The sequence below is a fragment of the Pseudomonas sp. TE6288 genome (assembly GCF_054062095.1).
On record NZ_JBSSEW010000023.1, the window covers coordinates 79,472 to 85,908 of the forward strand.

Annotated in this window: 3 protein-coding genes; all 3 read right to left on the reverse strand. The window is 55.9% G+C overall.

From position 1 onward, the window contains the following. Positions 1-2: 2 nt before the first annotated feature. Positions 3-3,383: a type I restriction endonuclease subunit R gene (locus ACVWY1_RS22090; protein ID WP_457378769.1), complete on the reverse strand. Its 3,381-nt coding sequence runs from the start codon at positions 3,381-3,383 to the stop codon at positions 3-5. 51 nt (positions 3,384-3,434) lie between these two features. Then, positions 3,435-4,916: a sigma-54 interaction domain-containing protein gene (locus ACVWY1_RS22095; protein WP_457378765.1), complete on the reverse strand. Its 1,482-nt coding sequence runs from the start codon at positions 4,914-4,916 to the stop codon at positions 3,435-3,437. 364 nt (positions 4,917-5,280) lie between these two features. Further along, positions 5,281-6,420 carry a hypothetical protein gene (locus tag ACVWY1_RS22100; protein ID WP_457378766.1) on the reverse strand — a complete coding sequence of 380 codons (1,140 nt, stop codon included), beginning with the start codon at positions 6,418-6,420 and terminating at the stop codon, positions 5,281-5,283. Positions 6,421-6,437: the final 17 nt, after the last annotated feature.

Sequence of the window (6,437 nt, forward strand, 5' to 3'; positions counted from 1 at the left end):
TCCTAGTGACTGGTAGGCGAGTTGTCCCCGCGCAAGAAGGGCTTGAGCACGTCCACTAGCACGCCCACATCAGCGGGGGCAAACACGCCGTCGATGCCTTCGTGGGAAATGCTGGAAAACGGTGCGTCGTAGAGCTTTTCGATGACGATGCTGCCGTGCTGGGCAATGTAGCTTTTCAGTAGGTTCATGAAGCGCACCTGCTGGGCCGTGAGGCTGGGATGGGTATGCAGGAACTGGGCAAAATGCTGCTCAATGGCCTGTACATCCAGGCCAATCAGCTCGCGCACAGTCAACTGCAGCTCGCTGGCGGTGCGGCCATAGAACTCGTTCAGCACTTGCAGACTGATGCCAGGATGAGTAGTGAGGATGGTCGAGGTGAGCGAGTTCAGCTCCTGCTCAGCAATAGGCTCGCCCTTGTGGATTTTCTGCAGCGTCGGGTTGGCAGCCAGCATGCCGTCGAGGATGTCCTTGAGGCGGTGCCGGTAGATCATGGCCTCGTTGGCCCCTGGGATCTTGATCTGACGTTCAGCCACCTGCACGCCGCCATCGGCGGTGCGGGTGCCCGGCGTGCTGTAGAGCACTCCCTCACCGGACTTGCGATATTTCATGATGCCACGCAGCTCCTGCCGAGCTCGTTCCAGCTTGCCCACATTGGCGTTGAGCCAGAAGTCCGCGCTACGCACCTCCGCAATCAGGGCATCCTTCTGGCGCACGGCCTGAATATTGATGGCGAGCTTGTCGATTTCTTCCAACAAGGTGATCTTGCCATCCTCGAAACAACTGGCGCTTTCCACCAGACAGCGCTCGATAGCGGCGATAAGTTTGTCGAGCGCAGTGGCATGTTTGTCGCGCAGGACTCGAGCCGACATAAGCGGGGCAATGGTATTTGCAAGCAGTTGCTGGGTCTGGGCGTCGAACCTTTGCAACTGGTCGCTCTGCTGCAATTGGTGCACAGCCCGCAGCTCACGCTTGACGGCAACGCTACTCTCCGGCAGGTCATTGATGTCGGCACGCAGCAGTTCAATAGCGGTATCAAAGGCGGCGGCATGGTTCTGTTTGAGAGCCACCTTCGCCAGCTCCAGACGCGCTTCGAAAGTAGTTTGCAGGAGCGACTTGCCGCCCTTATCTTCTGGCTCTTCATACTCCTGCTCGAAGAAGTCGAAGTTGCCGTAGTGATCGAAGATGAGGAACTCGCTCTTGTGCTTGCCCTCACCAAACAGATTGGGGCGCAGGCGTGTGCCGCGACCGATCATCTGCCAGAACTTCACCCAGGACTTCACCGGCTTAGCGAATACCAGGTTAACCACTTCGGGCACATCAATGCCGGTGTCGAGCATGTCTACCGAGATGGCGATGCGGAAGTCGTTCTCCGGCTTTTTGAATTCTTTGATCAGCGTACCCACGTGCGGGATTTGGTTGTGGATGACCTTGCAGACCTTGCTGCCATACTGCGGGTAGAGCTTGCAGAAGAGTTTTTCCAAGTGCTCAGCATGGTCCTGACGCTGGGCAAAGACGATGGTCTTGCCGACCAGTGACCCCGTCTCATCCTTGATGCCATTGTCGATCAGGTTTTCCAGAATGAGGCGGTCAGTGTCTTCGCTGAAGATCTTGCGACCGATGTCCTTGCCGGCGATGGTGGTGCGCTTGGCCTCCTCCTCGCCGAGGTCCTCTTCAAGCTGACGTCGCTGTTCTTCGTTCAGGTCGTTGTAGTGAATGCCGTCGCGTAGGAAATCGGTGGTAAGGTCCTTAACGCGGAACGGCACCAGGTACGGCGGATCATTGTTGATGGCTGCATCGAGACCGAACTCGAAGGTCGGGTCGGTCGTCTCGCAGTCGAACATGTCGAAGGTATTGCGGCTGATGAACTTTACCGGGGTGGCGGTTAGGCCTACCTGCAAGGCATCAAAGTAGTCGAACAGGTCGCGGTACTTGTTGTAGATACTACGGTGGCTTTCGTCGGCAATGATCAGGTCGAAGAAGCCCACATCAAGCTGGGCGAAGCGGCTCATCATGCCCGGGTAGGTGGCGATGTAGATACGTGCGGTCTGATCGACCTTGTTGGTTTCACCAATTACGCAGCGCGGCTCGCTGGGCAGGTTATGTCTGAAAGCATCATCAGCCTGCACACGCAGCTCCTTGCGGTCACACAGGAACAGTACACGTTTGGCCCAACCAGTGCGCAGTAGCAGCTCGGCCAAGGCGATGGACACGCGGGTCTTACCAGTGCCGGTGGCCTGAATGATCAGCGCGCGACGACGCTGCTGCTGGAAGTTAGCAGCAACCGTCTTGATCGCTTCGATTTGATAAGGGCGGTCAGCGATGTTCAGATCCGGGTTATGACGCTCCAGCTCCGCTTTGCGGTATTGACGCTGATAGATCAGGTATTCGAGGCTGTCTTTGCTATAGAAGCCGTACACCGGGCGGTAGGTGTTGTATTTCGCGTCGTCCCAGATGAAGGTCTCGTAGCCGTTGCTGTAGAAAATCACCGGGCGCTGCATGCCCATGCGCTCGAAGCCATCGGCATACATCCGGGCCTGTTCGCGTCCGGCCTGCAGACTGACATTGCCGGATTTCTTGGCCTCGATCACAGCCAGCGGTTGGCCGTTGTCACCCCATAGCACGTAGTCAGCACGGCCCTTGCCAGAGACGTTATCGGGGAAGTCGACGTCCACTTCCTGGCCTACCTGCGAGGGATTACTGATATCCCAGCCCGCCTGAACCAGCATGGCATCAATCAGCAGAGCCCGGGTCTTGGCTTCGTTCCACTGCAGGCTGTCGGCAACTTTCTGACTCTGCTGCTGACGGCTCTGCTGATCCGGCTTAGCAGGCGGCTCCAGCTTATCAAGATTGCGGGTGCGCTCCTGCTCCAGCTTATCCATGACTCGCTGTAGCTCTTCCTGCTGCTGAGTGAGCTCCCTCTCGTAGCTGGAGACGGTCTTCTGCAGGCTGGCGAGAGTCGCAGTCGGATCCTGCACCTCGGCAAAGGGCGAAATATCAGCCTGTGCGGTGCCGTAGTACCTGATGGCCATGTACATGGCCAGTTGATGAGCGGTTTTCAGTGCCAACTGCGCATTGCGCAGGTCACCTTCCGCACCATGAGCGGTGTCATTGCCCTGGATACGCAGGAAGTTGATTTGGTGAACCAGAGGCTTGCTGACGCAATCGGTGAACACCGAGCTTTTAACCAGTTCGTAAAAGGTCGACTGCGGCATACGTGGCAGCAATTCTTCCTTGTAGATACCTTTGGTCAACTCCTCGGCAAAACTGCGCAAGCGCGTCAGGGCGCTGCCCGGATCAATGTGAATCACGGCCTCGGCCAGGCCAGCTAAGTTTGCCAGCAATTCGTTGCCGGGACGAAGGAACTCGAAGTTGACTGATTTCATATAGGCGATTCTGTCCATAATTCTCCTCATAGCGAGGAGCGTGCCAAGTTTCTATTCGACGTCGTACTTGCTCATCCAGTTGGTCAGCGTTTGCTGGCTTTTCAGCCCCAGCAGGCTGGCTGCACGGGTCTTATTGTGCCCGGTCACTTTCAGAGCCTGACGCATATACCGCCTTGCGGTATCTGCAATTATCTCTTGCAAATCAATAGGTTGAGAAAATATCTCTAGCTGTTCAGCATGCCCATCTTGAGGCATCTGGAAAAGCGCCTGCTCTATATCTCCAGCCTCAATCAAATCGCCCCGGCACCACAGCGCCGCACGTAACAGGGCCGATTGCAACTCACGAACATTACCGCGCCAAGGATGGCGAAGAATAAGATTCTTTGCCTCTGCGGAAATTTTCTTATCGCCTAGAGTGTCATCTTGCCTGGAGGTCTCCTCCAACAAGGCGTCAGCCAGGAGCAACAGATCACCCTCTCGCTCGCGTAATGGCGGCAAGTGCAAAACGCCAACGGCGACTCGATAGAACAGATCCTCACGGAAACGCCGTTCCGCCACCGACTGCATGAGATTGCGGTGGGTAGCAGTAATCAGGCGTACATTGACCCGCACCTCCTGACTACTGCCCACTGGCGTAATCACTCCATCCTGCAACACCCTCAGCAAACGCACCTGGGCGTCCGCCGTCAGTTCGCCGAACTCATCAAGGAACAGGGTTCCGCCATCCGCCTGCTGGAACACCCCGGCACGATTCTCCACCGCGCCGGTGAAAGCCCCTTTACGATGGCCAAACAAGGTAGAGTCAATCAGCTCAGGTGGAATAGCCCCGCAGTTAAGCGCAATGAAAGGCGCTGACGAACGAGGACCAGCATTATGGATGGCTCTGGCAAACAACTCTTTACCAGTGCCTGTCTCTCCATAGAGCAACACTGGGACCTGCTTCTGAGCCAGCACCTGCGCTTGCGATTTAAGCAGCAGCATGCGCTCGCTTTGCGTAATGATGCTGGCGAAAGCGGCATCAACCGGCGCCCGACTGTCGGCGAGGCGCAACAGCTTATCGGCACTGATGGAGTTGGCGGCTGGCACATACTCGGCCGCAATCTCAAATGGCACATCAACCTGCTGCACCCCCTGCTCCAGCGAAGATTGATAGAAAGTCGCCGGGTAGCGGGTCTTGCCCAGGAGAATCCACACAGCCTGCATGGCCGGAGTGCCGGGGCTAAGCAGGATGGAAAGCTGATTGGTATGAAGGTGCAAGCGAGTCAGGTGAGCATTGGCAGCCTGGTAGATATCCCCGAAATGTACAGGGCTCGTCAGTGATTCATAACTGACGGAGACCGGCGTACTGACCTGCTCACGGAGCCAGGCGATATAAGGCTCGACCAGCTCAGCCGAATAAGACGAAAGCAGTTCTGCACGATCGAACGTTTGCGCTCTTAGCGTTGCCAGTAAAGGCCCTGCTTCACTGCCTGTTAACGCCTTCAGATCGTTCCCTCCGACCCAGCAGAGCAACACCTTCTGCTTTGTAGACACGCCTTCCAATCCCCTAGGTCCTCTCGCGTCCAAATGCGCGTCTTGGTGGCATTGTGCCCTGTGGCAAAGATGCCGGATAGTAAATCATCTGGTTAGCTTCAATCGCGCTGACGCGCTGGCTGAGAAAGGTGTGAAGATCATGCTGAAAACTGCTCAACGTTACCGACTAGGCAATGCATAACGCGGAGTATGTGCTGCAGCGCTATCAGATCGATCCGAAGTACCTCGATCAAACCCTGAGGTGCAGCAGGTTGTGATTGGGAGGCTGAGTGGCTCGCGGTAGAGATGGTAGCTACCTGCCGTCCCCCGCACTGATCCGTATGTGCGGAACTGACGGCAAGCCTGCAGACGATGAAAGGCCGATCTACGCGTGCATAACACGCAACAAGTATTCAACTATTTTCCCGCCCGATGCGTTGCTATCATCTTTCGAATCCTGCTTTGCTCGGTTCACTTCATCTGAAAAATATACCTCTTTCAGTCCCGGTAGATTCTGTCGACGTAAACGCGCGGGCATACATGGCGCAGTAAATGCCAGAAGCAAGCAAAGGATAACTTTCTCGCGAAGGGCTCCGCGTGGGCGATGATCTCCAGACCTCGCCATAGCCTCAAACAATTTATACATGAAGCACGACAGATGAAAAATGTCGTCTTCCCCCACCAAGGCCTGCGGATGAACGCCTATATTCACGTAGCAGGTGTAACGTATCTGGCTGTCGACTGGCGGCAGCACGGGCCGAGGCCATATCAGTTCGCTCGCGGCTTCGAGCACATCGGGCTGTACGCCAGGCACAGTAAAGTTGAATCCTTCGCGCTCGCGAGCTTCCTCCCCTGAAGGCTGGCTGCGATGCAATACGATAGTGGGGGCTTTTTCTTTGCGCGGCGAATCATCTCGTAGCTCCACATCAACGCAAAAGCCGCGCAACTCCAAATCAACCAGGGCGTTGAGAATGATTTCAACCAGCTGCTGTCGGAAGTCCCTGTTCAGCTTGCCCTGGTGGTCGAAAACTGCGCCTTGTATTTCTTTGACGTCCCAAAGAATACGATGCAAGTCTGGTGTCACAAGGCTGTACCAATCGCGCAACCGTCCGGCATCCTCGGATACATTTTCGCAAAGCGCGGCACGTTGTCGAAGCGCAGCCAATTCAGCTTGCAGCTTTGCAATTTCGGCCTGGGCAGCCTTTAGTGAGTTCTGTGCCTGCTTGTCACGTGCTTTCACGGCTTTGGCGAGGCCATCACCGTCAGTAAGGTTCGAAAACCGGGTTTGCCCAGCAACGTCCCCATGGAAACGGGCTACAGGCACGCGCTCAATCGGCCCAAGCAACTGATCATGCCAAGCAGCAAAAGTGAGATCTTGTGCAGCGCCTGCGGGAACGCTGCCTTTAATCGCACGGTCGAGAACGCTTTCTTCGACCCCAGAAAAATCAGGTTCTTCACGGAATCCCGGGAAAGACAGAAACAAGAACGCCGGTTTGATGGATGATGTTCGTGCGAGCAAACACATCTACAAACCGGCGTTCT

Bases quoted from the DNA above. Each gene is read 5' to 3' on its own strand.
- ACVWY1_RS22090 (WP_457378769.1), bottom strand. From the start codon at position 3,383: ATGAAATCAGTCAACTTCGAGTTCCTTCGTCCCGGCAACGAATTGCTG.
- ACVWY1_RS22100 (WP_457378766.1), bottom strand. From the start codon at position 6,420: ATGTGTTTGCTCGCACGAACATCATCCATCAAACCGGCGTTCTTGTTT.